This window comes from Arcobacter sp. CECT 8983 (assembly GCF_004118855.1).
Lineage (GTDB): Bacteria > Campylobacterota > Campylobacteria > Campylobacterales > Arcobacteraceae > Halarcobacter.
In genome coordinates, this window is record NZ_PDKF01000024.1 from 100,896 (window position 1) to 127,132 (window position 26,237).

Annotated in this window: 17 protein-coding genes; 11 read left to right on the forward strand and 6 right to left on the reverse strand. The window is 29.6% G+C overall.

The window, feature by feature from the left end; all coding sequences use genetic code 11:
- Positions 1-29 precede the first annotated feature (29 nt).
- The 4 genes from CRV01_RS13490 to CRV01_RS13505 all read left to right on the forward strand — a co-directional run bounded on the left by CRV01_RS13490 (position 30) and on the right by CRV01_RS13505 (position 6,951).
- Positions 30-2,849 (forward strand): transporter substrate-binding domain-containing protein, encoded by a 2,820-nt coding sequence (locus tag CRV01_RS13490; RefSeq protein ID WP_129008954.1) that lies wholly within the window; start codon positions 30-32, stop codon positions 2,847-2,849.
- Positions 2,850-2,865: 16 nt separating this feature from the next.
- A complete protein-coding gene (locus CRV01_RS13495) occupies positions 2,866-3,303 on the forward strand; it encodes a response regulator (protein WP_129008957.1) in 438 nt (145 codons plus the stop codon).
- Between the two features lie 49 nt (positions 3,304-3,352).
- A complete protein-coding gene (locus CRV01_RS13500) occupies positions 3,353-3,538 on the forward strand; it encodes a hypothetical protein (protein WP_129008959.1) in 186 nt (61 codons plus the stop codon).
- A gap of 164 nt (positions 3,539-3,702) precedes the next feature.
- The gene (locus CRV01_RS13505) at positions 3,703-6,951 is read left to right on the forward strand and encodes a P-loop NTPase fold protein (RefSeq protein ID WP_129008961.1); all 3,249 of its coding nucleotides are present in this window, start codon (positions 3,703-3,705) and stop codon (positions 6,949-6,951) included.
- Positions 6,952-7,237: 286 nt separating this feature from the next.
- Here the strand turns inward: CRV01_RS13505 and CRV01_RS13510 are convergent, their stop codons facing one another.
- The 5 genes from CRV01_RS13510 to aceE form a co-directional block, all read right to left on the reverse strand.
- Positions 7,238-9,073, reverse strand: a complete 1,836-nt coding sequence (locus CRV01_RS13510) for an ABC-F family ATP-binding cassette domain-containing protein (protein WP_129008963.1) — start codon at positions 9,071-9,073, stop codon at positions 7,238-7,240.
- 72 nt (positions 9,074-9,145) lie between these two features.
- On the reverse strand, positions 9,146-9,904 hold the full coding sequence (locus tag CRV01_RS13515) for a hypothetical protein (protein WP_129008965.1): 759 nt from the start codon (positions 9,902-9,904) through the stop codon (positions 9,146-9,148).
- 78 nt (positions 9,905-9,982) lie between these two features.
- Complete coding sequence (gene lpdA / locus CRV01_RS13520; protein ID WP_129008967.1) at positions 9,983-11,788, reverse strand: dihydrolipoyl dehydrogenase; 1,806 nt, start codon at positions 11,786-11,788, stop codon at positions 9,983-9,985.
- Positions 11,789-11,797: 9 nt separating this feature from the next.
- Positions 11,798-13,543, reverse strand: coding sequence for a dihydrolipoyllysine-residue acetyltransferase (aceF, locus tag CRV01_RS13525; protein WP_129008969.1), 1,746 nt, complete (start codon positions 13,541-13,543; stop codon positions 11,798-11,800).
- A 10-nt stretch (positions 13,544-13,553) separates the two neighbouring features.
- The gene (aceE, locus tag CRV01_RS13530; protein ID WP_129008971.1) at positions 13,554-16,226 is read right to left on the reverse strand and encodes a pyruvate dehydrogenase (acetyl-transferring), homodimeric type; all 2,673 of its coding nucleotides are present in this window, start codon (positions 16,224-16,226) and stop codon (positions 13,554-13,556) included.
- A 268-nt stretch (positions 16,227-16,494) separates the two neighbouring features.
- Between aceE and CRV01_RS13535 the strand changes: the two genes are divergently transcribed.
- Together CRV01_RS13535 and lipA are read left to right on the forward strand one after the other, a co-directional pair.
- Complete coding sequence (locus CRV01_RS13535; RefSeq protein WP_129008973.1) at positions 16,495-17,235, forward strand: lipoate--protein ligase family protein; 741 nt, start codon at positions 16,495-16,497, stop codon at positions 17,233-17,235.
- The gene (lipA, locus tag CRV01_RS13540) at positions 17,216-18,118 is read left to right on the forward strand and encodes a lipoyl synthase (protein WP_129008975.1); all 903 of its coding nucleotides are present in this window, start codon (positions 17,216-17,218) and stop codon (positions 18,116-18,118) included. The genes CRV01_RS13535 and lipA overlap by 20 nt, the downstream gene beginning before the upstream one ends.
- A 27-nt stretch (positions 18,119-18,145) precedes the next feature.
- Here the strand turns inward: lipA and CRV01_RS13545 are convergent, their stop codons facing one another.
- Positions 18,146-18,880, reverse strand: a complete 735-nt coding sequence (locus tag CRV01_RS13545) for an IclR family transcriptional regulator (protein ID WP_129008977.1) — start codon at positions 18,878-18,880, stop codon at positions 18,146-18,148.
- Positions 18,881-19,245: 365 nt separating this feature from the next.
- On the opposite strand from CRV01_RS13545, the gene CRV01_RS13550 reads away from it, so the two are divergent.
- The 5 genes from CRV01_RS13550 (at position 19,246) to CRV01_RS13570 (ending at position 26,223) form a co-directional block, all read left to right on the forward strand.
- Positions 19,246-20,379 (forward strand): CoA ester lyase, encoded by a 1,134-nt coding sequence (locus CRV01_RS13550; protein WP_129008979.1) that lies wholly within the window; start codon positions 19,246-19,248, stop codon positions 20,377-20,379.
- A gap of 15 nt (positions 20,380-20,394) precedes the next feature.
- Positions 20,395-22,914 (forward strand): aldolase/citrate lyase family protein, encoded by a 2,520-nt coding sequence (locus tag CRV01_RS13555; protein ID WP_129008981.1) that lies wholly within the window; start codon positions 20,395-20,397, stop codon positions 22,912-22,914.
- A 10-nt stretch (positions 22,915-22,924) separates the two neighbouring features.
- The gene (locus tag CRV01_RS13560) at positions 22,925-23,986 is read left to right on the forward strand and encodes a MaoC family dehydratase (RefSeq protein ID WP_129008983.1); all 1,062 of its coding nucleotides are present in this window, start codon (positions 22,925-22,927) and stop codon (positions 23,984-23,986) included.
- A gap of 150 nt (positions 23,987-24,136) precedes the next feature.
- On the forward strand, positions 24,137-25,120 hold the full coding sequence (locus CRV01_RS13565) for a CoA ester lyase (RefSeq protein WP_129008985.1): 984 nt from the start codon (positions 24,137-24,139) through the stop codon (positions 25,118-25,120).
- Positions 25,121-25,380: 260 nt separating this feature from the next.
- Positions 25,381-26,223 (forward strand): DUF5718 family protein, encoded by an 843-nt coding sequence (locus CRV01_RS13570; RefSeq protein WP_258238423.1) that lies wholly within the window; start codon positions 25,381-25,383, stop codon positions 26,221-26,223.
- Positions 26,224-26,237: the final 14 nt, after the last annotated feature.

The window sequence follows — 26,237 nt, forward strand, 5'->3', positions numbered from 1 at the left end:
AATGAAAAATAATATATAATTAAACCACTATGATTAAAATAAGTAAATATCTTATAACTTTTTTATTATTTCTAACTATTTTAAATGCAAGTGAAATAAATCTTACTTTAAAAGAAAAAGAGTTTTTAAAGAACAACTCTCCAATAAGACTACATAATGAACTAAATTGGCCACCTTTTAACTTTTTTGAAAATGGTAAACCTAGAGGTTTTTCTATTGATTATATGAATCTTCTAGCAAAAAAACTTGATGTTGAAGTTGAATATATAACAGGTCCTTCTTGGGATGAATTTATGCAAATGTTAAAAAAAGATGAACTAGATGCAATAATAAATATCTCAAAAAATAAAAAACGTTCTCAGTATATAGCTTTTACTTCTGTTTTCCATACTGCTGCAAATGCAATTTATGTTAAAGAAGGAAATGAATACATTGATAGTCTAGAAAAACTAAAAGGTAAAACAATAATTATGCCTAAAGGTTTTTTTGCTCAAAAAGCAATAGAAAAATATTATCCACAAATCAAACAAATTTTAGTAAAAGACTCCCTAGAAGCATTAGAACTTTTATCTTTAGGAAAAGCTGATGCAACTATTGGTAAAAAAAATGTACTTGACTATGTGATTACTACAAATAACATATCAGGAGTTACTCCTACAAGTTTTGTTGATGATAATAGAATGGTTAGCTTAATTTCAATTGGTACATCAAAAGATAAAACAATATTAAGAGATATATTAAAAAAAGCACAAAAAAGTGTAAGTGATGAAGAAATTCTAGAATTAAAAAGAAAATGGTTTGGAACAAATAATAAAAAGATAAAAAGAAAAGAGGTTTCTTTTTTATCTAAAGAAGAGTTAGAATATTTAAAAAATAGAAAAGTTATCAGAATGTGTAATACTTCTGACTTAAAGCCTATTTCATTTGAAGAAGATGGAAAAATAAAAGGTATTTCTATTGATATTTTAAAAAAAATTGAAAAACTTTTAAATATAAAGTTTATTCCTATTCCAACTGCTTCATGGGAGCAAACAAAAGAGTTTCTTAAAATCAAACAATGTGATGTTATACCAACAGTTACAAACGATGAAGACATAAAAAACTTTGCTTCTACTACAGATACTTACTTAAATTATAAACTTGCAATTATTACGCAAAAAAATGAATCAGTAGTTTCTAGTTTAGAAGAAGTGCTAGATAAACCAATGGCTGTAAAATATGACTCCTTTTTAATAAGAAAATTAAAAAGTTCAAAACCAAATTTAAATATTGTTATTACAAGAACCCATAGAGAAGCTTTAGAAAAAGTTAGTAAAGGTGATGCATACTTTGCAATACAACCTTTACCAATAGCTTCATACTATATGTCAAAATATGCTCTAAAAAATCTATATATTTCAAGATACACAAATATGACTTACTCTGTAAGTATGGCTGTAAATGAAAAAAACTATATTTTATTAAATATTTTAGATAAAGCTCTTGGAAAAATATCTGAAGATGAACATCGAGAAATCTTCAATAAGTGGACTGCTGTATCTATAAAAAAAGGTTTCGATTATAAAGAGATTTGGCAAATAATTATCATAATAATTTTGATTTTTGCAGTATTTATCTATAGACAAACTATTTTAAATAAACACAATAGAAAACTTCAAGAAGCAAATAATCAAATTGAAGAAAAGACTATAGAATTAGCTAAGCAAAAGCTACTTTTTGAGACACTGTACAATAAATCATCGGATAGTGTTTTAATTATAAAAGATAAAGTTATAGTAGATTGTAATGAATCAACAAAGAATGTTTTAGGCTTAAACAAACAAGAGTTAATAAATAAAGCTTTACATAATATTGCACCAGAATATCAACCTGATAATACTTCATCAGAAAGACTTTTTGATAATAAGTTAGAAAAAGTTTTAATCTTTGGGGTTAGTAGTTTTGAAGCAGTACTTTATAACCATTATAAAAAGCAACTATGGGTTGAAATAGTTTTAACATCTATCGAAATTGAAAATAGAAGGGTTATTCATACTGTTATTAGAGATATTTCAAATAGAAAGATTCTTGAAAAAAGGCTTGAAGAGTTAAATGCTAATTTAGAAGAAAGAATTAAAAAAGAGATTAGAAAAAATGAAAATAGTACAAAACAATTAATTCAACAAAGTAGATTAGCTCAAATGGGAGAAATGATTTCAATGATTGCACACCAATGGAGGCAACCTCTTGCAGCAATTTCTGCTACTACTAATAACCTACTTATAAAACTAATGTTTGAAGAGAAAGTAAATAAAGAAGACTTTAAAGAAGAACTAGTTTTAATAACAGAGTATTCAAAACATCTTTCTTCTACTATTGATGATTTTAGAAACTTTTTCAAAACAGACAAAGGAAAAGAGGAGTTTGATTTAGAAGATATTATCAAAAGATCAATAAGTATTACTAAAACATCAATTGAATCAAAAAATATAAAATTAGAAATAAATCTAGAAAAAGATTTAAAACTATTCTCTTATGCAACAGAGATACAACAAGTTATTTTAAACATCATTAAAAATGCAGAAGATATTCTTACAGAAAAAGATATTCCAAATAAAAAGATTTGTATTACCACATATAAAAGAAGTGAACAAAGTGTTATTATCAAAATTCAAGATAATGGTGGAGGAATAGATGAATCTTTAATAGAAAAAATCTTCGATCCATATTTTTCTACTAAAAGTGATAAAGATGGTACAGGACTAGGTTTATATATGAGTAGAATCATTATAAATGACCATTGCAAAGGTAATTTAAAAGTTATAAATGAAAATGATGGCGCAACATTCTTAATTGATTTACCTATCTAAAAAACAAAGGAAAAAAATGCAAAGTTTAAAAGAATTAGTAGAATTTAGTAAAGAATTAAAGGTACTTTTCATTGAAGATAACCTTGATGTTAGAGAACAATTATATAAACTTTTAAAAAATTTCTTTTCTAATATAGATGTATGTTTTAATGGTAAAGAGGCATTACAACAATATAAAAATCACCAAATAAATAGTAGTGATTTTTATGATTTGGTAATTACAGATATTAGTATGCCAAAACTTGATGGTATTGAACTTTGTAAAGAGATTTTATTGATAAATAAAGAGCAAAAGATTTTAGTTATTTCTGCACATACAGAAAAAGAAAAATTAGCTCAACTAAATGAGATAGGAGTAACATATATACTTCAAAAGCCTGTAGAACATGATAATCTAATAAGTACTTTAACAAACTTAATTAATAGTATTAAACAAAGTAAAGAAGAGAATTAAATCTGAAGACTATTCAGATATACTTCTTAAAAATATATATGAGGTTCAAATGCTAGGACAATGTACACCCTATGGGTTTATAATCAAGTTAGTTATCATATTTTCATTAGCTGCACTTGCAGTAACTATTACACAATTATTTACTAGTAACTCTATAATAAGTCTTATAGTATTTGTAGTCACTTATGGTGGTGCTGCGTATTTCTATCCTAAAGCTAAAGATTGCCAAATATAACAGATTGTTGAACTGTTTAAACTTAAATAACATTATTTGTTGTGTAGTTTTTTAGACAATTAATACACACTTTATTTATAAATTAGTTAGTTATTTTCAGGGTATTTTATGTATAATCTATATCCAATAAATAGTTATATGATAGATAACACAAAAGAGAAAAAATGGAAAATAAAATTCAATATATAAGTAATAAACCAATAGGAGAAGATTCTTTTATTGGTAAATCTCATGACAATATAGCTAATAGTATAGCAGAGCATATTATGGATGAATCTCATCCTATGAAAGTTATAGGTTTAGAAGGTGAATGGGGATCGGGTAAATCAAATATTATTGAAATAATAAAAAATAAACTTAATTCTACCCACTATGTTTATATTTACGACTCTTGGGGTCATCAAGAAGATTCTCAAAGAAGAGCATTCCTAGAAGAAATGACTGAAGAACTAGAAGAGAATAATTTATTAACAAAAAAAACACAATATAAAAATATTAATGGAAAAACATTAAATATATCATGGCAAGAAAAAATTAAATTTCTTCTTGCTAGAAAAAAAGAAACAAATAAAAAGACAATACCTAAATTAAGTATTGGGTTAATTCTTATTGGATTAATTGTAGTTCTAACTCCTATTCTTGCATTAATTTCTCAGCTAATTGGAAATAATCCACAAGAAAATATAATAGTAAAAATACTGTTTTCTTCATCTGTAGTGATTTTAGCAATAGTTAGTTTTATTATTTATACTTTTTATAAAAAGTTTATACATAAAAATAAAGAGTGGGCTAATTTATCATCATTTTTCTACCTATACAAAGGCAAAGAGTTAGAAAATACAACTTTTGAAATATTGTCAGATTTAGAGCCATCAGTAAAAGAGTTTAAGAATTGGATTAGATCTATATCAAGTGGATTAAAAGATAAACAGCTTTTAATAGTCTATGATAATATGGATAGACTTCCTCCTAAAAAAGTTGAAGAGATATGGTCATCTATCCATACTTTTTTTGCAGAAGAGCAATATGACAAAATACATATAATTATTCCATTTGATAGAAAACATCTTCAAAAAGCTTTTGAATACGAAGAAAATACAAGCCAAATTGATGAATTTATAAATAAAACCTTTTCATTAATATATAGAGTTACTCCTCCTATCTTAACTGATTGGAAAAACTACTTTCACATAAAATACCATGAAGCTTTTAAAAATAGTGAAGATGAAGAATTACCGTTAGTCGTATCAATATTTGATAGACTCAAGGAAAGATTTACACCAAGAGATATTATCGTATTTCTAAATGAAATTGTTAGTTATAAAAAAATATGGAAAGATGAAATACCTTTAAGGTATATTGCTCTTTTTGTATTGAGTAAAGAATCAATTTTAGAAGATACTCATAAAAATATACTAGATAATAATTATTTGAAAACTACGGATGAACTATTTTCTAAAGATAAAGAATTACAAAATTATATTTCAGCTTTAGTATTTAATGTACCTGTATATCAGGCGTATCAAGTATTATTGATTAGAGATTTAGAATTAACTTTAAGAGATGAAGAAGATGCATTAGATATTAATGAGTTAGCAAATAATATACATTTTATTGAAATATTAGAGGTAGTTATTGAATCAAATAACATAGTATTGGATAAAGCTATCAAAGTATTAGCTAACCTTGATAAAGAAAAACTACAAGGTGAAAATAAAGAAAAAAGACTTGAATATATATGGAATTTACTAGTTACTAAACAATTGAAGAATGATATAACAATGTTGTATTTTAACGAGGACTATCAAAACTTATTACTTAATTCATCAAGTGAAAGCAAAATAAAATTACTTGGATTTTTAACAGAACAATTTAATAATCTTAAAGAAATCAATGGAAAGGACTACTATGAATGCTTTAATGAATTAGACGGCTTTATTAAAAAAGAAGCTATAGAATTTAACTTGCAAGATAACATCAAAGAAATAAAAGTAGAAAATGATGTATTTTTAGATTACTTACAAACTGCTGGTAAAGACTATGAAACATATAAACTTACTACAGCTTATGAAAAGATAGATACATTTGTAGAAAATAAAATACCTGGTGAAATCAAAAATCTACATTTAGTTGATCTATCAAATATTTTATCTGAATGTGATTTTCAAAATACTAAGAAAAAAATTGAAACAATAATTACATCAAATCAATTAACAAAAGATAATTTTTATCAGTTACTGAGTATTTACAAATCAATCTCAGAAGATAAACCGTTAGCTCAAATTGTAACTATGCCTAACTTATATCAATTACTAGAAAAAGTTACAGAAGAAGATTTAGGTTTTTATGATTTAGTTGCGTTAAGAATTAAATATTCAAATCAATATAGACACAATACATGTAGTGCACAACCTCAGCTATGGCAAGACAGATTAATAGATACTTTGGAATTAAATGATGAAAAAACAGTTAAAGAAGTAGCAAAACAAATTGAGTACTATATTAGCTATGGAGATTTATTGCTTCTTTCTATAACATGGCAAAAGCCTTTATTAAAAGAAGTTTGTAAAGATTTAGTTTTTCACAGATATAGCGGTATGAGAAGAATGGATATAAAAGAATCCTTAAAGAATTTTGAAAATATTAAAACTTCATTAGATATTAGCGAAGAAGATTTACTTAATTCTTTTGAACGATGGACAAAATTTGCAAAAGATGAAATTACACAAGAAAATATACAAGAAGTAATAACAGATTATGAATTTTATAACTATTCTGTTTCTATATCTTTAAATTTAACAGAATATATTAATAAAACAATAGAAGCATTTATTAACTCACTAGAACAAGAATCTTTAATAGAAGAATGGAATGATAATAGCTCTTATATATATAATACACTTCACATCTTCATGAAACAAAATAAAATCAAGAAGCTTCCTGATAATGTTTTTAATGCACTTAAAGAAATACTAGTTCAAATATCAAAGTCTGAAACAGTCTTATCCGAAGAAAACTCTATATGGAGCTTTTTTATAGATAATGCAGATAAGAAAAAACTCACTCCAACTATCAAAGATATAAGAGACTATTTTATTAGAGAGAATAATATCGATTGTGCTAAGTTTCAGTTTTTTGAAAAGCTATTTAGAGAAATTGGTGATTTAAATGATAAATCAGGAGATGTTACAAGAACTATTTTTACTAAAATTATTTCCAGTGATGATTGTTTAAATATAATACTAGGGAATGAAAAATTTTATTCTGAAATCATCAATGCTGCAGGAGATGATGCAGAGAATTTTAAAGATATATTTTTAAATAAATTCAAAGTAGATAATGAGAATACAAAGTTAAAAATATTTGCAAAAAAAATAAATGTCAATGTTGAAGAGAAAAAAGAAACTAAATAAAATATACAACAAAAGCTAACCCTGAACAGGATATCCTATTCGGTAAAGTTGAATGTTCAACAACCTCTAAATTTTGGAATAAAATTAGAAAATCTAAGTTATTGGTTTTATAGCCTTTATTTAGAGATATAATTTGTTCCAAAAAGTATTCAAAAAGTAGAATTTATAGATTCTCTCAAACTCTTAGAACTTTTTGAACAAGAAAAATCACTTTTTAAGTCATAAATTTAAAATTCATCTAGTCTTCACTCAAACAATATTACCAACTATGAAATAGTTTCACTCCCTAAATCTCTTCTAACTTCTTATCATATAAAGCCATTAACTCATCTAGTTTTAGTTGATTCTCTTCTAAAGACTCAAACATCTGCTCTACTTCATCTTCTTGTTTTTTGATAACTTGAGATAGCTCTATAATCTTGCTATTATCACCTTGATTTGAAGCTTGGATTAGTTCTGCTTGTTGTTTTTCAATATAGTCCTCTATTTCCATAATAGAAGCTTCAAGTTTTTCTATTTTCTTTTTTAATGGATTCGTTTCTTTACTTCTTTCTTGAATAATCGAAGCTCTTAGTTTTTTGTTCTCTTTTTTATTTACTTTAGGCTGTTTTGGTTTCTCTTTTTGTTCTTCACCTTCTTCATCTTCCCAACCAATTTTCTCTAAGAACTCATCATAAGTTCCATCAAAATAATCAGCTCCATCTTTAGCGAAAACAATAAGTCTATCACATACTTGTCTTAATAACTCTTCTGAGTGAGTTACAATAATACAAGAACCTTGAAAGTTTTTAATAGCTTTTGTAAGTGAGTCAATTGATTGCATATCAAGGTGGTTTGTAGGCTCATCTAGAAATAAAAGGTTTACATCTTTTGCTAAGATTTGTCCTAACATTACCCTACTTTTTTCGCCCCCTGATAAAAGTGAGATTTTCTTTTTAACATCATCTCCACTAAACATCATAGAACCACAGATACCTCTAACTGTAGATTCAGGAAGTTTTGCATTTGAAACATAAATTTCATCCATGATTGTATTGTTTAGATTTAAGTGAGAAATATTTGTTTGACCAAAATGCCCAAAAACAGTTGTCCCATGATAATCTATAGTTCCACTAAGAGGAGTTAGCTCTTTTGCAATATTATTTAGAAGTGTAGATTTACCTTTACCATTTTTACCAATGATTCCTAAAGTTTCACCTTTTTTTAGAGTAAAAGAGATATCTTTAAAAAGTATTTCATTCTCTTGATATCCAAAGCTTAAATCTTTTACATCAAGTAAAACTTTCGCAGGAGTATCTTTATAGTTAAAGTCAAACTCTAAAGTTGCTTCATCTACAATAGAATCCATCTCATCCATTTTTTCTAAAAGTTTTACTTTTGATTGAGCTTGTGCAGCTGTTGAAGCTCTTGCTTTATTCTTAGCAATAAACTCTTCTAACTCTTTTCTTTTTTTATCTTGTGCTTCTTTTTGTTTTTCATAATGTTCATCATTTGCTTCAAGTTGAGCATAGAACTTATGAGTATTTCCTTCAAGCATAAATAAAGATTGTCTTACAATACCCATTGTGTGTGTACAAACAGTATCCATAAAGTCTCTATCGTGTGTGATGATGATAACTTCACCATCAAAACTTTTTAAAAAGTTCTTTAACCATCTTAAAGAAAGAATATCTAAGTAGTTTGTAGGCTCATCTAGAAGTAATAAATTTGGTTCTGTAATTAAAAGTTTTGCTAGGTTTATTCTAATTTGATAACCACCAGAAAAAGATAAAGGATCTTTTTGTAAATCTTCATGAGAAAACCCTAGACCAAAAAGTATCTTCTCTACTTTATAAATAGAATACTTATCATCTTCACTTAAAGCTAATGCAGTTTCATCCACTAATGTTTTTTCACTAAACTCTAAGTGCTGTTTTAAAGCCCCTATCTTATAGTTTTTAGGAATTAAAATCTCCCCATCATCAGCTTGCTCTTCACCTAAAATAAGTTTAAATAGTGTAGATTTACCTGTACCATTTCTTCCTACAAGCCCAACTTTTTGACCTTGTCCTAATATTAAATTTAAATCTGTAAATAGTGTCTTTTCACCAAAATGTTTTGAAAGATTTTTTAGTTGTATCATAATGCTCTTTATATATTTTGTTTTAAAAAGTGATTGTACAGTAAACTCAATTATACATCACTCAAAGAAATGCTACCAACTTTCATCAAAGCTTTTTTTATCATAGATATCTTTTGTAAGTTTAGTTAATCCTGTTTTTTCTAAGACTTTTATTACCTTTATTGGCCAAGTTTTCCTGTAGTTAAAAGAGTTTTTCTTTCCACCGATATGATTTATAAACTCTTCGTTAAGTTTCTTTGTAAAAAGTATCTCTTTTCCATACTTTTTAACTTGTTCATCTAAAAAGGATCTTGCACCACTAAAAGCCTCAAATCTATTGTTATAACTTATCCAAAGAGTTGAAAAATCTTTTATGTTTTGTAAGTTTGCTTTTTTCTTTTCTTCTTTATTATAATCAAAGTAATCAAGATTTGTAGTAGTTCCAGCTAAGCTCTTAGGCCTATAATCTTTTTTAAGACTCTTTGGTCTTTGTTTCCATACTAATTCTTTTTTGTCGTAACTAGCTATCTTTTTTTTATTGTATATTACTTTATATGGGTCTTTTGTATTAGGTAAATATAAAGAAGGTAATGCTTTATCATTTTTATTTGCACCAAGGCTTAAGATATTTCCAGAAATAGAAGCGACATAACCTCTTCCATATCCAGACTCCACACTTGCTATTGCTAAGATAGCTGCAGGAGGCATATTATGCTTTAAAGCTATATCAACTGTTTCTTTTACCAAAGAAGAATAAAACTTCTTTACATGGATATATTTTCTATATGAAAAGTTTTTATCATAAGAGAATAAAAAGTTTGTAAGTAGTAGTAATATTAAAATATGTTTCATGAAATAATATTAGCATAAAAAAAAGCCCACCTTCATTAAGAAGATGGGCTTTATTTCAAATTGTTTAAACAGTTTAAACTATTTTTTCTTTACAGCTTTTTTGTTTGGTAAGTCAGTAATACTTCCGTGGAAGATTTCTGCACACATACCAACTGATTCGTGTAAAGTAGGATGTGCATGAATTGTTAATCCAATATCTTCAGCATCACAATCCATTTCAAGTGCTAATGAAATTTCACCAAGTAATTCACCTGCGTTTTCACCAACTAAAGAACCACCGATTAACTGGTGAGTATCTTTATCAAAGATTAGTTTTGTCATACCAGTTTCAGATACATCTGAAGCTAAGGCACGTCCTGAAGCAGACCAAGGGAATGATGCAACTTCATAGTTGATTCCAGCTTCTTTTGCTTCAATTTCACTCATACCAGCAGTTGCAATTTCTGGGAATGTATATGCAATACCAGGAATTTGTTTAGGTTCAAAGAATACTTTGTGACCTGCAATAACTTCTGCTGCAACATGACCTTCATGTACTGCTTTATGAGCAAGCATTGGTTGACCAATAATATCACCAATAGCAAAGATATGAGGAACTTTTGTTCTCATTTGATTATCTACAGAGATAAACCCTTTATCATCAACTTCAACACCAGTATTTTCTAATCCTATGTTTAATCCATTTGGAGTTCTACCCATAGCAACTAATACTGCATCATAAGTTTGAGGTTCAGCAGGTGCATTGTCACCTTTAAACTCTACATAAATACCCTCTTGCTTAGGAATAATAGCTTGAGTTTGAGTTTTAAACATAAAGTTAAACTTCTTCTCATTTGCTTTTGTATATACCTTAACGATATCTTTATCTGTACCTGTCATAACTTGAGGACCACGTACTACTACATCAATCTCAGACCCTAGTCTTTGATAAACTGTAGCCATTTCAAGACCAATAATTCCACCACCCATTACAAGTAGTCTTTTTGGAACTTCTTTTACTTCAAGTGCATTTGTAGAATCCCAAATTCTTGGATCTTCATGAGGAATGAATCCCATTTTAGAAGACTGAGAACCAGCTGCAATAATACAATTATCAAATGAAACTTTAGTTTGTTCACCCTCTTTATCTGTATGATTTACAATAACAGTATGCTCATCTACAAATTTAGCAACACCTTGAACAACAGTTACTTTTCTCATTTTAGCCATAGCAGATAGACCATCAGTAAGTTTTTTAACAACTCCTGATTTATATGCTGCTACACCTGGTAAATCAATTTCTGGTTTAGGGAATTTGATACCAGCATGCTCAATATGTGCTGCTTCATCAATAACTTTAGCAACATGAAGTAATGCTTTTGAAGGAATACAACCAACATTTAAACAAACTCCACCTAAAGTTGGGTGTCTTTCTACTAAAACAGTATCTAAACCCAAATCAGCACATCTAAATGCAGCAGAATATCCACCAGGTCCTGCTCCAATTACAAGAACTTGACCTTTTACTTCTTTTGCATTTGCACTTACTTCAACATTTGAAGGTGCTGGTTTAGAAGAAGTAGTTTTTTCAGCTGGTGCTGCTGTTTCTTTTACTTCTTCTTTTGATGGTGTTTCTTCTGCTTTATCTTCTGAATCACCCTCTTCTTCAACTTCAACTTTAGCAATTAAATCGCCAGAGTTTACTTTATCACCAACTTTTACAAGAATCTCTTTAATAACACCTGCCTCTGTTGTTGGAACATCCATAGAAGCTTTTTCAGTCTCTAAAGTAATAAGTCCATCTTCTACTTCTACAGTATCACCAACTTCAACCATAACTTCAATTAAATCTACATCTTTATCTGCACCTAAATCAGGAATAAGAATATCAACAATTTTACCCATTTTTACTCCTTATAGACTTAATAGTCTGATGTCACTTAAAAGCTTAGATAATGTAGTAGTGAATCTAGCACCATCTGCTCCATCAATAACTTTGTGGTCATAAGATAATGATAATGGTAACATTAATCTTGGTACAAAGTTTTCTCCATCCCATACTGGTTTCATTTCAGATTTAGATAATCCTAAAATTGCAACTTCAGGAGCATTGATGATTGGAGTAAATTTAGTTCCTCCAATTCCACCTAAAGAAGAGATTGTAAATGATGCACCTTGCATATCAGCTGATTTAAGTTTCCCTTCTCTAGCTCTGCTTGAGATATCTGCCATTTCAAGAGCAATCTCTTTGAAACCTTTTTTATCAACATCTTTGATTACAGGTACTACTAGTCCATTTGGAGTATCTACTGCAATTGCAATATTGAAGTATTTCTTCATAATTAGACTTTGACCATCTGCACTTAATGAAGCATTGAATTTTGGATGAATTTCAAGTGCCTTAGCTACTGCTTTAACTACAAATACTAATGGAGATAATTTAAATCCATCTGCAATTGCATTTTGTGCTTTTCTAAAGCTTTCCATCTCAGTAATATCTGATTCATCAAATTGAGTAACGTGAGGCATTGAAACCCAGTTTCTATGTAATGATGGTCCAGAAATTTTTTGAATTCTGCTAAGCTCAACAGTTTCAATTTCACCAAATTGTGAGAAATCAATCTCTTTAAGTTCTGGGAAGTTAAATCCAAGACCTGTTCCAGTTCCCGCAGCTGCTACTGCTGGTTTAGATAATTGCTCTTTTACATAAGCTTTAATATCGTCTTTAAGGATTCTTCCTTTTCTACCAGTTCCTTTTACAAAACCTAAATCAACACCAAACTCTCTTGCCACTTTTCTAACAGAAGGAGAAGCATAGATTTTCTTAGCTTTTTCAGTTAATACTGAAGTTGCTTCAGGTGCAGATGTTGCTGCCACTTCTTGAACTGTTGCTGTTTTCTTTGGTTCTTCTTTTTTAGTTGGCGCTTCTTCTTTTTTAGCTGGAGTTGGAACTTTTGATTCCATAACAACTTTTTTAACCATTTTTGCAATTAAATCACCAGAATTTACTTTCATTCCAGCTTCTACAGCTAATTCTAAAATTTCTCCTGCGAATGGAGCTGGTACATCCATTGAAGCTTTTTCAGTTTCTAGTGTAATTAAACCATCTTCATGCTCAACAGTATCACCAACATTAACCATAACATCAATTAAATCAACATCTTTATCAGCACCTAAATCTGGTACATGAACTTCTTCAATTACTGAACAAATTGTTTGCTCATTTACAAATTGACAAGATATTTCTGCACCAGCTGCACTAATAGCTTTTAATTCAGCTTCTGCTTCTTCTAATCCCATTGCTTCAGAAGAATTTGTTGAAGAAGTTGCTTCTTCTTTTTTTGGTTCTTCTTTTATAGGTTGAGATTCAGAAGCTTCTTCAGTTTTTTCTTCTGCTTTTTCTTCAGATGCACCCTCTTCTTCAACTTCAACTCTAGCGATTAAATCACCAGAGTTTACTTTATCACCAACTTTTACAAGAATCTCTTTAATAACACCTGCATGAGTTGTAGGAACATCCATTGAAGCTTTTTCAGTCTCTAAAGTAATAAGTCCATCTTCTACTTCTACAGTATCACCAACTTCAACCATAACTTCAATTAAATCAACATCTTTGTCTGCTCCTAAATCAGGAATAAAAATATCTACTAAAGTACTCATCTTTTACTCCTTATGCTTTTATTGGGTTGATTTTGTTTACATCAATATTGTATTTCTTAATAGCTTCATTAACAACTGATTTTTCAATTTTACCTAGTTTAGCTAATTGTGCTAATGTTGTAAATACAATAAAGTTAGTATCAACTTCAAAGAACGTTCTTAAGTTAGCTCTTGAATCTGATCTACCAAATCCATCAGTTCCTAATGCTTTAAATGAACCTTTTACAAATGGAGCAATTTGCTCAGAATAAGATTTCATATAATCAGTTGCAGAAATAATAATATTTTCATCATCACTTCCAAGAACTTGATCAACATATGCAACTTCATCTTCGCTATCTACATTTAATAAGTTTCTTCTTTCAACATCTTGAGCTTCTCTTGTTAACTCATTATAAGAAGTTGCAGAATAGATATCTGTAGCAATTCCATACTCATCAGCTAAAATATCAGCAGCTGCTAATACTTGTTGGAAGATTGAACCAGAACCTAATAATTTAACTTTATAATTATTTTTAGCTTCTACTGTTTTTAGTTTATAGATACCTTTTAAGATACCTTCTTCAACACCTTCTGGCATTGCAGGTTGTTTATAGTTTTCATTTAATGTTGTTAAGTAATAGAATACATCTTCTTGGTTTTCACCATACATTCTTTCTATACCTTTTTGAACAATAACTGCAAGTTCATATCCGAATGTTGGGTCATAAGATACACAATTTGGTACAGTATTAGCAATAATGTGAGAATGTCCATCTTCGTGTTGTAAACCTTCACCATTTAATGTAGTTCTACCTGATGTTCCACCAACTAAGAAACCTCTTGCCATTTGGTCACCAGCTGCCCAAGTAATATCACCTGTTCTTTGGAATCCAAACATTGAATAGAAGATATAAAATGGAATCATAGGACAATCATTAATTGAATATGAAGTTGCCGCAGCAATCCAAGAACCCATAGCTCCAAGTTCATTAATACCTTCTTGAAGTACTTGACCTTTTTTATCTTCTTTATAGTATGCAACTTGGTCTCTATCTTGAGGAATATATCTTTGACCTTCAGAAGAATAAATACCTAATTGTCTAAACATACCTTCCATACCAAAAGTTCTAGCTTCATCTGGAACAATAGGGACAATTCTTTTTCCAATTTTTTTATCTTTAACTAATACATTTAAGATTCTTACAAATGCCATAGTTGTAGAAATTTCTCTATCTCCACTACCATCTAAAACTGCTTTAAATTTATCTAAAGCTGGAAGTTCAAGTTTTTCAGTGAATTTTGGTCTTCTTTGAGGAAGAGGTCCATATAATTCTTCTCTTCTTTCTTTCATATACTTCATTTCAGCAGAATCTTCTGGGAATGTATAGTATGGGTAGTTTTCTAACTCATCATCAGAAACTGGAATTCTAAATCTATCTCTAAATTGCTTTAATGAATCAGTATCAACTTTTTTAACACCATGGGCAATATTTTTACCTTCAGCTGCTTCACCCATTCCATAACCTTTTACAGTTTTTGCTAAGATTACAGTTGGTCTATCTTTAGTTTCCATTGCCGCTTTATATGCTGCATAAACTTTTAATGGATCATGCCCACCTCTGTTTAAAGCAAAAATTTCATCATCTGACATATTTTCAACTAATTTTGCAGTTTCAGGATATTTGTTAAAGAAGTTTTCTCTTGTGTAAGCTCCACCTTTTTGTTTAAAGTTTTGGTACTCACCATCAACAGTCTCTTCCATAAGCTGAAGAAGTTTTCCAGAAGTATCTTTTCTTAGAAGTTCATCCCATAATCTACCCCAGATTACTTTAACTACTCTCCATCCATTTCCTCTAAAGTTTCCTTCAAGTTCTTGAATGATTTTTCCATTTCCTCTTACAGGTCCGTCAAGTCTTTGTAAGTTACAGTTAATAACAAATACTAAGTTATCTAATCCTTCTCTACCCGCAAGTCCTATTGCACCAAGTGATTCTGGTTCGTCACACTCACCATCACCCATGTAACAATATACTTTTTGTTCAGAACAATCTTTGATTCCTCTATCTGTTAAATATTTTAAAAATCTTGCTTGATAAATTGCTTGAATTGGTCCAAGTCCCATTGATACTGTTGGGAACTGCCAATATTCAGGCATAAGTTTTGGGTGAGGATAAGAAGATAATCCATCAGCTAAGGCTTCTTGTCTGAAGTTATCCATTTGAGCTTCAGTAATTCTACCTTCAACAAAACTTCTTGCATAAATACCAGGAGCAATATGTCCTTGATAAAAAATTAAATCTCCACCATCTTTTTCATTTGGTGCTCTAAAGAAATGATTGAATCCTACATCATAAAGTGTTGCAGATGATTGGAAAGATGCAATATGACCACCAAGTTCTAAATTCTTTTTAGAAGCTCTTTGTACCATCATTGCGGCATTCCATCTGATAGCAGATCTGATTTTTTTCTCCATATCTCTATCACCAGGCATTTTTGGTTCATCATTAACATCAATACTATTTAAATATGCTGTAGTTGCTTTAAAAGGTAAGTAAGTTCCCTTTCTTCTAGCTTTATCAATTAGCTTTTCTAAAAGATAGTGAGCTCTTTTAGGTCCTTCCGTTTCTAATACTGCATCTAAGGCCTCTATCCACTCTTGTGTTTCAGCCGGATCAATATCATTTAAGTTTAAATCTGACATTTGCGTTTCCTTGTAAAGATTTAGCTAGATTTACTAGCGTTTTTGAATGAACATATGTTCATTGTGTAAAAATTGTGTAGCTATTCGTACCGTCAAGTCGAATTATGAACATATGATACTTTAATATTTTTAATTTTTACTTAATATAATTTTTAGTACCATTCAATTCAGTTTGATGATAAAAAAATGAAATATAATGGAAAAAAGAGTCAGAATTTTTTCTATTTTTTCATGACTTTTTAAATAAATTTTTTGGTTGACTTTATATATGAAAGATAAGAAAAGTAAATTTAGAGTAATAAAATCTTCTAAAGCAAATGCGAAAAATAACATGGCAAGTGATGATGCTTTACTATCATGTTACAAAGAAAATAATCTACCAATATTGAGAGTTTATTATTGGGATAAATCCTTTACTATTGGTGTTTCTCAAGACTTTGATATGTATAACTTTAAAGATGAATATAACGGAAATTATGCCAAAAGAATTACAGGTGGTGGAGTATTATTTCATGGACATGATATTTCATACTCATTAGTTATACCTGCAAATCTTTTAGAAGGTTTAAATATAAAAGAATCTTATGAATTTATTTGTAGATTTATCATAAATTTTTATAAAAAGTTAAACTTAGACGCAAAATATGCTAAAGATATTGAAGAGATTAATTTATCTAAAAGTGAGTTTTGTCAAGTAGGTTTTGAAGCCTATGATATTATTGTAAATGGAAAAAAAGTTGGTGGCAATGCTCAAAGAAGAACCAAAAAAGCGATATTTCAGCATGGTTCTATTCCATTAAAGAGTTTAAATAATAAGTATGATGAAAAAATAGGTACAACATTAGAAGATTTTAATATAAATTTAGAATTTAATGAAGCATGTGTGTTACTAATCGAAGCATTTAATGAAACATTTAATGTTGAATTAGTAAATAGTGAATTAACAGAAGAAGAGACTAATAAAAAAAGTCAATTACTAAAGGATAAATATGACTATAGCAGAAAATAAACTTACACCAAGAAAAAAAGTTGATTTCAAAAAACCAGAGTGGCTAAGAAAAAAATTAGTACCAACAGCACAAAAAGAGATGGAAGACTTACTTGGGAAGCATGGACTACATACTATTTGCCAAGAAGCTAAATGTCCAAATATTTCAGAGTGTTATGCAAAGAAAAATGCAACTTTCCTTATTTTAGGAAATATCTGTACAAGAAGATGTACTTATTGTAATGTACATACAGGGAAACCAACAGAAGTAGATTTAGCAGAAATTGATGGTGTAACTGAATCAGTTATCAAGTTAGGTCTTAAATTTGTTGTTATTACAAGTCCAGCAAGAGATGACTTAGCAGATGGTGGAGCAGATCAGTTTTATAGAGTTACTCAAAATATTTTAGAAAAATCTCCAGGAACACAAGTTGAAATTTTAATTCCTGATTTTAAAGGAAAAGAAGAGTCAATCCAAAAAGTAGTTGATAGTGGTGCTGTAATTATTGGACACAATGTGGAAACAGTACCTTCTTTATATAATATTAGAAGAAATGCTTCATATGAAAGATCACTAGAAGTTCTTAGAAAAACAAAAGAGTTAGGTAAAGATAAAGTTAAAACAAAATCTGCACTTATGGTTGGGCTTGGTGAAACAGAAGAAGAAATGATTCAAGTATTTAAAGACCTAAGAGAAGTTGGATGTGAGTTCTTAAGTATTGGTCAATATTTAGCACCAAGTGGTGATTATGCAAAAGTAAAAGAGTTTGTTCACCCTGATCAATTTGATAGATATAAAAAACTTGCAAAAGAATTAGGATTCTCTTTCGTACACTCTACACCATATGCTAGAAGTTCTTACTTAGCACATGAATATTTATCAAACAACAAAGGAACACTTTAAAAGTTCCTTCTTAAAGTATAATATCTTTTAGATATTATGCTTGTTTACTATTAAAAATACCTCTTGACCTATCTTATGAAGTGTCTCTAAATCAAGTCTTACTGAAAGTCCAGATATACCTATTGTTGCAATTAGTTTATTTTTCTTATTAAAATAAGGTACGGCAACAGAACGCAATCCAAACTCATGTTCTTCATTTCCTATTGCATAACCTCTTTCTTGAATTAGTTCTAACTCTTTTTGAAGTTTTATTGTAGAGGTAATTGTATTACTCGTATATTTTTTTAGTTTTAAGTTTTTTATTTCAATATCTGAAAAGGCTAAAAGAATTTTCCCAAAACCATTTGTATGAAGAGGTGTTTTAAGCCCTATAGAGTTTCTTGTTTTTAAAACTCTATTTGAGTTATCTACTTGATTTAAGTATAAAACAGCACCCTCTTCTAATACTCCTACATATGCACACTCATTTGAAACTTCATGAATCTCTTCTAATATAACTTTTGTTTTTTCAACTATTCTATCTCTATCTTCGTCTTCTAAGAGATTTTGCATAAAGTCACTTAAGATTATCTCTTTACTATTATCTTTGTATTCTATAAACTCTTCATCTATAAGTGTTGTTATAAGTCTTGACATTGTACTTTTATCAATTAAAAGTTTTTGACATAATGTATTTGCAGTTAAAGGTTTAGTGGCAATCATAATCTCTTTTAAAATTCTAAGTCCTCTAGACAAAGATTTATTTCGATTGTTCTGTACCAACTTTACTCCTAATCATTTCTATTAAGGCTGTTATATTAGCATTTTTGTATTTAAACTTAAGAAAATCTCACCAAATATATGTTTTCGTTACAATTTAATGGACAAATTTCAAAAAAAATATTTTACTATCTATGACAACTTTTTTAGATTTTCTCACTATATGCAACTTTTTATTGAGCATATTCTAAAAAGCCTATTTTATGGGGCTAAAATAGAATATTATTTTTTACTTAATTTTTAAATCTAGTTTTAATATTTTGGTTTCACTTATGAAATGTATGGATTAATTTCAGTGTCAGAAGAATAAATAGTCTGAAAAAATTATTGAAAATTCTTCAATAAAATAAAAAATAAGAGGTACTATCATGACTGCATCAGTTGTAGATTTATCAAAACTAACAGCAAATGATGATTTAACTCCTGTGTTAGGTGGACACTGGCCAGGGATTCAAATATATTATCCGCCAATCAAATTCAATCCACTAGATGGAAGTTATGAAACAATGGAGCAAGCAAAGCTTAGATTACAAAAGCATGCTTATAAAACAAAAGCCCACACTGTTTTATTTGACCTTGAAGATGGTTGTAGACAAAAAGCTATGTCAAGAAAACTTTTAATTGAAGAATTACCAAAATTCCCAGAAAGAGATTTTCAAATAGCCATTAGAATTAATCCATTCAGAACAGATGAGTATGAAGAAGATTTAAAAATGATTAAGCAAGTGCATAAATATATTGATGCAATTGTTTTAGCAAAAGCTGGAGAAGTATATGGAGATGCAGAGATTAGAGACTTATCTTCATGGTTAGTTTCAATTGGAAGTGATTTACAAATTCAACCAATTATTGAGCACCCAAAATCTTTACAAATTGCAGACAAGCTAATGAGTCATTCTACTGTTAAGCATGTAGTATTTGGTATTCATGATTTCTCTAAAGCAATGGCTTATAAAATCACACCTGAGGGTTGGATTGATGAGTTAGAGACTTTCTTTAATATGCTTACTATGGAAGCAAGAGTTAAAGGTAAAGGTGTAATTGGTGGGGTTGAAGTGCTATTAACACCAAACTCTTTACCAGATTCATGTGTAGAGAAAAAAGATATTAGAAGATGGTTAGATTTACATGGGGATGATGCATCAAGACATGTTTATGCTCATGCAAAAAGAGAAACTGCAATGGGATTAACGGGTAAACAAGTTATCACGCCAAATCACATTAATGTTTGTAAAGTTGCATTTACACCATCTCCTAAAGAGATTGAAAAAGATGTATCTATATTAAGTGCTGCAATTGAAGCAGATGCACTTTTATCTGGTGCTATTAGATATAAAGGTGAAATGTTAGACCCACCAATGTTTGGTAAATCTTTACAAAATTTATTAAGAGCATATGCTTTAAATAGTCTTTCAAAACAAGATGAAGCATTTGCAGTAAATGTATTAAATAGAATGCCTTTACATACATTTAAAGAAAACTGGCCTTACGGTCTAATCTAAGAAAGGAAGTCAAAAATGAGTTCAACTATTGAAATCGAAGTACCAGAATTTTTAAATATTGGTGTTGCTTGTACATCTGCACACCTTGGTACAAAGAATGAAAATAATAAAGCAATGATTATCGAAGATGATAAATTAGGGACTGATGAAATAACTTATAAAGATTTATCAGAAAAATCTGATCAAGTTTGTAACTTCCTTACATCAATTGGAATTGGTCCTAGAGATAGAGTTTTAGTTTGTTTAAAAAACTCTTTAGCTTACCCAATTTCATTTTTTGGTGCAATTAAAGCAGGAATTATTGCTGTACCTACATCTACACTATTAAGTGGTTCAGAAGTTAAATACTTAGCAGAAGATTCACAAGCAAGTGCGATTGTTTTATCAGCATCTATGTATGAGAATCTTGTTCCATATTTAGAAAATTGTGATAACTTAAAAACAATTATTGTTGCTGCAACTGATAGTGTTGAAGATTTAAAAAAGCCTAAGGGAATTAATGTTTACTCATTAAATGAAATCTTAAAAAATACAGATAAAACGCCTAATCATTATAATTCAAAAGCTGGTGAGCCTGCATACTTAGTATATACATCTGGAACAACAGGTTTTCCTAAAGGTGTTTTACACTCACATAGATCATTAGTTGGAAGAACTCCTGCTACTGAATATTGGTTTAACTTCAAAGAGAATGATAGAATTATGCACTCTGGTAAGTTTAACTGGACATATGTATTAGGTTCTGCATTAATGGATCCATTATTCAATGGACATACTGTTATTGCATATGAAGGAGCAAATGATGCTTCTACATGGATTAATCTAATCAAAAAACATAAATGTACTATTTTCATTGGGGTTCCAACGATTTATAGACAAATTATTCAAAAGACAGATTTCACAATTGAAGATTGTCCATCATTAAGATATTGTATGTCTGCTGGTGAACACTTATCAACTGAAATGATTGAATTATGGAGAGATAGATTTAAACAAGATATCTTTGAAGCAATTGGTATGAGTGAGTGTTCATATTATATTTCTCACTCTGTAAACAATCCAATTAGACCAGGAAGTGCTGGATTTGTTCAACCAGGTCACACAGTTAAATTACTTGATCCTAATACACTAGAAGAAGTGGGTGTAGAAGAAGAAGGTATGATTTGTATAGGAATTGATGATCCAGGATTATTTTTAGAGTACTGGCAACTTGAAGATGAAACATCAAAGGCTAAGCATGATGGATACTTCTTTACAGGAGATTATGCAAAAAAAGACAAAGATGGTTATATCTGGTTTATAGGTAGAAAAGATGACATCATTAATACTTTTGGATTTAGAGTATCACCACACGAAGTTGAAAGAGTTGTTAAAACTCATCCTTTAGTAGCAGATTGTGTAGCATTTGGATTTGACTTAGCTAAAGATAAAACATTAGTGGCAATTGCTGTAATTGGACATGAAGAATTAACAGAAGAACAACAAGAAGAAGTTCTTAAATTCTCTCAAGATAATCTTGCTAAATACAAAGCACCAAAGAAAATCTTTGCAATGGCTGATTACCCAAGAACTAAAAATGGTAAAGTTCTTAGAAAACAACTTGTAAAAAATATACATGAAGTTGAAAGTGCACATGCGAGAGGAGAAGAAGTAGTAGAATATAAAGCTAGAAGATCTATGTTATTCGTACCGTCATACAATAAACATAATGTAGAAAAAGCTAAATCTGTACTTGCGGACACTGTTATATTCGACCTTGAAGCTATCTTGCATGAGCAAAGAGAAGTTGGTAGAGAAGTTATTAAAGATGTTTATAAAAATCAAGGTTCTAAATTTGGAGAATCAGAGAGAGTTCTAAGAATTAATAACCTAAGAAGTGAAGATTTACAAAAAGATTTAGAATTAGCAAAAGAAATTGAGATTGATGCTTTATTATTCTCAAAAATTGATACAAAAGAAGATGTATTAGAAGCGGCAAAAATTATTGATGAAGTTAATCCAGAATTGACGTTAATGATTATGATTGAAACGCCTCTATCTGTACTAAATATCCAAGAGATTTGTGCAGCAAGTCCAAGGGTTGAAGTTGTAGTTGTTGGTTCAAATAAATTAGCTAACAGACTTCATGTTGATATCAAAAAAGGTTCAAAAGCAATGTTTAATTACCTATCACAAATTGCACTTGCTGCAAAAGCATATGGTAAAACTGTTATTGATGGTCCTCACTTTGATGTTCATGATGAATTTGCTTGTGAAGATTCAACTAAAGATGCATTTAATTTAGGATTTGATGGTAAGTCACTAATCCATCCAGTTCAAATTGAGTATATCAACGATATCTTCACTCCTAAACAAAAAGAAGTTGAAGACTATGAAGCAATGATTAATGAATATGAAGAAGCTAAAAAACAAGGTAAAGAAGTAATTATGCATAACAACAAACTTGTTGATGGTTCTAGAATTAAATGGGCTAGAAAAATGATTACTCTTTATGAGACATATAAATCATTAGGTCAAAACCTATTTGGGAAATAAGGAGAAAGAAGTGTCTAGTAAGATAAATATAGGAAACTTTTTTGAAGATTTTTCAATTGGACAAAAAATAATACACCCTCTTCCTAGAACAATCACTGATGGTGATGTATCTTTATACATCGCTTTCACTGGTTCTAGATTTGCTTTACACTCTTCAGATGTAGTAGCAAAAGAGATTGGATATGAGAAGAGACCTATTGATGATGTATTAATGTTTCACTTAACATTTGGTAAGTCAGTTCAAGATATCTCTTTAAATGCAATTGCAAACTTAGGTTATGCAGAAATTGCATTCCCTAATCCAGTTTATATTGGAGACACAGTTTCTATGACTTCAACTGTAATTGGATTAAAAGAGAACTCAAATGGTAAATCTGGAGTTGTGTATGTTCATTCTATTGGTGTAAACCAAAAAGGTGAAGAAATACTTAACTTCAAAAGATGGGTTATGGTTCATAAAAAAGATAAAAATACAACTACTGGAATTAAAGAGATTCCCCAGTTTAAGGAATCAACTCCTATTTTGGATGAAATTAATATACCTCAAATCAAATGTGTTGACACAGATGCTTCTGGAGGGAAATTCTTCTTTGAAGATTATGAAAAAGGTGAAAGACTAAATCACCCAGAAGGTATTACAGTTGATAATAGTGACCATACTTTAGCAACTAAGTTATACCAAAACAATGCGAAGGTTCACTTTAACGACCATATGATGAAATCTACTCCAATGGGAGAAAGATTAATGTATGGAGGAATTGTTATTTCTATGGCTAGAGCAATTTCATTTAATGGTTTGCAAAATGCACAATGGATGTATGCTATTAACTCTGGAGCTCATGCTAACCCAACATATGCTGGTGATACTATCTATGCATATACGGAAGTGATTGATACTATTAATCATAAAAGAGATGATATTGGTTTACTAAGATTAAGAACAATTGCTGTTAAAAATCAAAAACCAGAAGAGATTGAATCACCAAAAGGTGAAGATGGTAAGTACTTAAAAAATGTAGTACTTGATTTAGATTACACTGTAATCATTCCTAAAAGAAAGACACAAAAGTAATTTTGAGCCAAAGGCAACTCGTTGCCTTCTTTAGGATTTTGCTACTTTTAGCAATTTTTCACAAATTGCGTTAAAAAGTAGACAAATAGTAAAAAAGGTCCCATTTTTATTAAATTTGGGAACTAAAATTTTATAAAAAAGGAAAATAATATGACACACCCTAATGAAGCACTATTTGAATCTGGAAAATCTTTACCGATTATTCCTACTTGTGAGCACTTTGCAGGAAGCGAAAAGCTAATCAAAAAAGGTTTTGATATGCAAAGAAAACTTGGACCTGTTTTTGATATCACTTGTGATTGTGAAGATGGAGCTGAGACTGGTAAAGAAGTTGAACATGCAGAGATGATTGTTAGAGTTGTTAACTCTGAAGACAACCCTTATGCAATGGCTGGAACAAGAATCCATGATTTCTCACATCCAGATTGGAGACAAGATGTTGATATTTTAGTTCCAGGTGCTGGTGAAAAACTAGCATATATTACATTACCAAAATCAACTTCTTATGAAGATGTAAAAACTCAAGTTGAGTATATTCAAGAAGTAGCTAAAAAAGCTGGTATTAGTAGAGAAATTCCTATTCATATCTTAATTGAAACTCATGGTGCATTACAAGATGTAGAAAAAATTGCTACATTACCATGGCTACAAGTATTAGACTTTGGATTAATGGACTTTGTATCAGGATACCAAGGTGCAATTCCTGCAATTAACATGAGAAGCCCAGGTCAATTTGATCATAGATTAATTGCTGCAGCTAAAGCAAAGGTTTGTCAAGCAGCAATTCAAAATCATGTTATTCCTTGTCACAACGTAACATTAGATCTTAAAAACCCATACCAAACTTATAAAGATGCAGAAAGAGCTAGAAATGAGTTTGGATTCATGAGAATGTGGTCAATTTACCCAACACAAGTACAAGCAATTGTTGATGCTATGAAACCAGACTTTACTGAACTAGAAGCTGCACAAAATATTTTATTAGCTGCACAAGATGCTGAGTGGGGACCAATTCAATATGATGGTGAGTTACATGATAGAGCAACATATAGATATTTCTGGGAATTAGTTCAAAGAGCAAAGTTCTCAGGAGCAAAATTATTAGATAAAACAGAAGAAAGATTTTTTTCTTAGTTTGAAATCTTAAGTTTTATTTTTGTAAGAGAGGAGTATGCTTCTTTCTTACAAAAAAGTAAAAAGGGAAAAAATGAAACACACATTAATTATGCTCGGCGTCGACTACAGTGAGAAGAGTTTATATCACGGTAGATTTTTATAGACAATAGAGCTTAACTACATAATAAACTTCAAATAAATTCTCACTCTAATAAATAATCACACTAAAAATTAAAAAAACTTATTGTCAAAATTATTTATAATTAAAGGCAAATATAATGGAAAAATATAGTATCAATATAAAAGATATGAAAGATTATTTAGGGTTTGGTGTTGCTGGCAACTTTGCAGGACACTTAGGTGAAGCTGGAGAAGCAGATGAATTTTCTGTTATTGAAACAAAAGAACAAAATGCACCAAAAGGAATGTTTCCATTTTACATTCCAAATGATGATTCTCATTTAGGGAATTTTCCTTATTCTACAGATAAAATAAACTATAACAATTTAGAGAAATTACAAGTAGAAGCAGAAGTTGCACTACTTTGTGATTTTGTATATGAAGATGGAAAGTTAATTGACTTAGTTCCAAAATATTTTGGAGCATTTAATGACTGTTCTAGTAGGGTTCAAGATGGGAAAAAACTTAGTACAAAAAAGAATTGGGGTAAAAACTCTAAGGGAATTTCACCTGATTTTATTAAAATCGATGATTTTTCAGAAAAAGGTATTTTAGGAAGATATCACATTGCTTCATTTATAAGAAGAGATGGGATTCTTAAAAACTATGGAGCAATAAGTGCTGTTAAATCATACTCATATTTCTTTGACCAATTAAAAACTTGGATGATAGATCAATTTAATAATCAACCAGATATGGGTCCTCTTGAAGGATTACCACAATATTTAGAAAATATTAATGATTATAAAGGATTATTAATTGCTGCAGGAGCAACTGCTTATGCTGACTTTGGAAAACATAACTTTTTAAAGCAAGGTGATGAAATCTTTGTATATGTATATGATGCGCATTTTCATTCTTTTGAAGATATAAGAAAAGATATAGCAGGAGTAGATGTATATCTTTCTAAATGTAGTAAACTATATCAAGTAGTTGAATAAAAAAGATTAGTTTC

Coding starts and splice junctions, on each gene's coding strand:
- CRV01_RS13505 (WP_129008961.1), top strand. CDS start 3,703: ATGGAAAATAAAATTCAATATATAAGTAATAAACCAATAGGAGAAGAT.
- CRV01_RS13550 (WP_129008979.1), top strand. CDS start 19,246: ATGACTGCATCAGTTGTAGATTTATCAAAACTAACAGCAAATGATGAT.
- lpdA (WP_129008967.1), bottom strand. CDS start 11,788: ATGGGTAAAATTGTTGATATTCTTATTCCTGATTTAGGTGCAGATAAA.
- aceF (WP_129008969.1), bottom strand. CDS start 13,543: ATGAGTACTTTAGTAGATATTTTTATTCCTGATTTAGGAGCAGACAAA.
- CRV01_RS13570 (WP_258238423.1), top strand. CDS start 25,381: ATGGAAAAATATAGTATCAATATAAAAGATATGAAAGATTATTTAGGG.
- CRV01_RS13510 (WP_129008963.1), bottom strand. CDS start 9,073: ATGATACAACTAAAAAATCTTTCAAAACATTTTGGTGAAAAGACACTA.
- CRV01_RS13500 (WP_129008959.1), top strand. CDS start 3,353: ATGCTAGGACAATGTACACCCTATGGGTTTATAATCAAGTTAGTTATC.
- CRV01_RS13535 (WP_129008973.1), top strand. CDS start 16,495: ATGAAAGATAAGAAAAGTAAATTTAGAGTAATAAAATCTTCTAAAGCA.
- CRV01_RS13490 (WP_129008954.1), top strand. CDS start 30: ATGATTAAAATAAGTAAATATCTTATAACTTTTTTATTATTTCTAACT.
- CRV01_RS13565 (WP_129008985.1), top strand. CDS start 24,137: ATGACACACCCTAATGAAGCACTATTTGAATCTGGAAAATCTTTACCG.
- CRV01_RS13515 (WP_129008965.1), bottom strand. CDS start 9,904: ATGAAACATATTTTAATATTACTACTACTTACAAACTTTTTATTCTCT.
- aceE (WP_129008971.1), bottom strand. CDS start 16,226: ATGTCAGATTTAAACTTAAATGATATTGATCCGGCTGAAACACAAGAG.
- lipA (WP_129008975.1), top strand. CDS start 17,216: ATGACTATAGCAGAAAATAAACTTACACCAAGAAAAAAAGTTGATTTC.
- CRV01_RS13495 (WP_129008957.1), top strand. CDS start 2,866: ATGCAAAGTTTAAAAGAATTAGTAGAATTTAGTAAAGAATTAAAGGTA.
- CRV01_RS13555 (WP_129008981.1), top strand. CDS start 20,395: ATGAGTTCAACTATTGAAATCGAAGTACCAGAATTTTTAAATATTGGT.